Annotated in this window: 4 protein-coding genes; all 4 read left to right on the top strand. The window is 70.0% G+C overall.

All coding sequences use genetic code 11. The features are described 5' to 3' along the window. Positions 1–198 precede the first annotated feature (198 nt). A complete protein-coding gene (locus ACIKT0_RS16970) occupies positions 199–576 on the top strand; it encodes a DUF779 domain-containing protein (RefSeq protein WP_407106549.1) in 378 nt (125 codons plus the stop codon). A 103-nt stretch (positions 577–679) separates the two neighbouring features. Next, complete coding sequence (locus ACIKT0_RS16965; RefSeq protein WP_407106548.1) at positions 680–1,471, top strand: SDR family NAD(P)-dependent oxidoreductase; 792 nt, start codon at positions 680–682, stop codon at positions 1,469–1,471. A gap of 66 nt (positions 1,472–1,537) precedes the next feature. After that, the gene (locus ACIKT0_RS16960; RefSeq protein ID WP_407106547.1) at positions 1,538–2,140 is read left to right on the top strand and encodes a malonic semialdehyde reductase; all 603 of its coding nucleotides are present in this window, start codon (positions 1,538–1,540) and stop codon (positions 2,138–2,140) included. A 53-nt stretch (positions 2,141–2,193) separates the two neighbouring features. Beyond that, on the top strand, positions 2,194–2,426 hold a 233-nt coding region (gene tsaB / locus ACIKT0_RS16955), incomplete at its 3' end, for a tRNA (adenosine(37)-N6)-threonylcarbamoyltransferase complex dimerization subunit type 1 TsaB (protein WP_407106546.1).

Here is a 2,426-nt window from a genome sequence, read left to right as displayed (position 1 = left end):
ACGACCACGATCGTCTGGCGGATCAGGTCCAGAAGGCCACGGACGTGATCTCGCCGCCATCGAGCGCGCCGTCCCGAAGGGCGCGGCCGTGGGCGACCGCTACCCGGCCGTCCAGATGGCGATGCTCGACAGCGAGCGCTGAACGCGGCCTTCGCCGCGGCCGCCGCGCGCCCTATGCTGGTCACGGGAGGAGCCCCCATGACCCAGACCATCCCGCTCCGCGTCGAGGCGACCCGGGAGGCGCTCGAGCTGATCGAGGCCCTCCGGGCCGACCATGGCGAAATCCTGTTCCACCAGTCCGGCGGCTGCTGCGACGGCTCCTCGCCGATGTGCTTCGCGGTCGGCGACTACATCGTCGGCGACGACGACGTGAAGCTCGGCGAGGTCGGCGGCGCGCCGTTCTACATGAGCCCGTCGCAGTTCGAGTATTGGCGGCACACGCACCTGACGCTCGACGTGGTGCCCGGTCGCGGCGGCATGTTCAGCCTCGAAAACGGCCGCGAGGTGCGCTTCCACATCCGCTCCCGCCTGTTCACGGAGGCGGAGACGCGGGCGCTCGACGAAGCCGCGGCCTGACGCCGGCGCCGCGCGAGGCTTGCGGCCGCGCAAGCGGGCCGGTCTGGAAAAGTCGCGCGGTGCGGACGACCTTGCCGCTCAAGCGATTTGAAGGAGCCGCCCCATGAAGATCGACCTTTCCGGCAAGACCGCCATCGTCACAGGCTCGACGATCGGCATCGGCCACGCCATCGCGCTCGGCCTCGCCCGCGCCGGCGCGACCGTGGTGATCAACGGCCGCAAGCAGCAGGCGGTCGACAAGGCGATCGCCGACATCGCGGCGGCGGTCCCGGGCGCCAGCCTGAAGGGCGTCGCGGCCGATCTCGGGACCGCGGAAGGCGCGGCCGCGCTGGTCGCCGCGGTCCCCGCGCCCGACATCCTCGTGAACAATGTCGGGATCTTCAATCCGCAGGACTTCTTCGAGGTGCCGGACGAGGAATGGGCCCGCTTCTTCGAGGTCAACGTGATGTCCGGCGTGCGCCTGTCGCGCGCCTATGCGCAGGGCATGGCGGAGCGCGGCTGGGGCCGCATCGTGTTCATCTCCTCGGAGTCTGCGATCAACATCCCGGTCGAGATGGTGCACTACGGCTTCACCAAGACCGCGCAGCTCGCGGTCGCGCGCGGCCTCGCCAAGCGCATGGCCGGGACCGGCGTGACGGTGAACTCGGTCCTGCCCGGCCCGACGCTGTCGGAGGGCGTCGCCGAGATGCTGAAGGACGAGGTGGCGAAGACCGGCCACAGCCTCGAGGAGGCCGGCGCGGCCTTCGTCAAGGCCCACCGGCCGAGCTCGATCATCCAGCGGGCGGCGACCGTCGAGGAGGTCGCCAACATGGTGGTCTATGTCTGCTCGAAGGAGGCCTCGGCGACCACCGGGGCCGCCCTGAGGGTCGACGGCGGCACGGTGGACACGATCTGACAGGCGCCTTTCGCCCGCCCGCCCTGCTAGTCTGCCGCCCGCCTGATTCAGCCCAAGGACGAACCATTGACCGGACCCCATCGCGCGCCGATCGACGACGCCGCCCTCGACACGCTGTTCCGCGCCGCCCGCACGCACAATTCGTTCCGGCCGGAACCGGTCTCGGACACGACGCTCCGGGCGCTGTTCGAGCTCGTGAAGATGGGTCCCACCAGCGCCAATGGCCTGCCTGGCCGCTTCGTGTTCGTGACCTCGCAGGAGGGCAAGGAGAAGCTGAAGCCCGCGCTGTCGGCCAACAATCGCGACAAGACCATGGCTGCGCCCGTCACGGCGATCGTCGCCCATGACATGCGCTGGCTCGACAATCTGCCGCGCTTCTTCCCGCATGTGGACGCCAAGAGCTGGTTCGAGGGCGACCAGGCGCTGATCGAGGAGACCGCCTTCCGCAACGGCTCGCTGATGGGCGGCTATCTGATCCTGGCGGCGCGCGCGCTCGGGCTCGACTGCGGCCCGATGTCGGGCTTCGACAAGCAGAAGGTCGACGACGCCTTCTTCGCCGGGACGACGTTCCGGACGAACTTCCTCGTCAACCTCGGCTATGGCGACGGACAGGGCTTCAAGGACCGCCTGCCGCGGCCGGACTTCGACGAGTTCTGCAAGATCGTCTGAGGCGAAGCGGCGCGGCGGCTTCTGCGCCGCCCGAAACCTGCTACTCAGCCGACATGCGCGTGCTAGCGATCGACACCGCCCTCGGAGCCTGCTCGGCCGCCGTCGTTGATACGGCGAGCGGCGCGGCGCATGTCGCGTCGCTTGCGATGGAGCGCGGCCACGCCGAAGCGCTGATGCCGGAGGTGAAGCGCGTTCTGGACGCCGCCGGCGGCCTCGCCGGGGTCGAACGCGTCGTGGTGACCGTCGGCCCGGGCAGCTTCACCGGCCTGAGGGTGGGGCTCGCCTG

This window comes from Hansschlegelia beijingensis, assembly GCF_045505405.1.
Taxonomy (GTDB): domain Bacteria; phylum Pseudomonadota; class Alphaproteobacteria; order Rhizobiales; family Methylopilaceae; genus Methylopila; species Methylopila beijingensis_A.
This window is presented reverse-complemented; position numbering and strand designations above follow the sequence as displayed.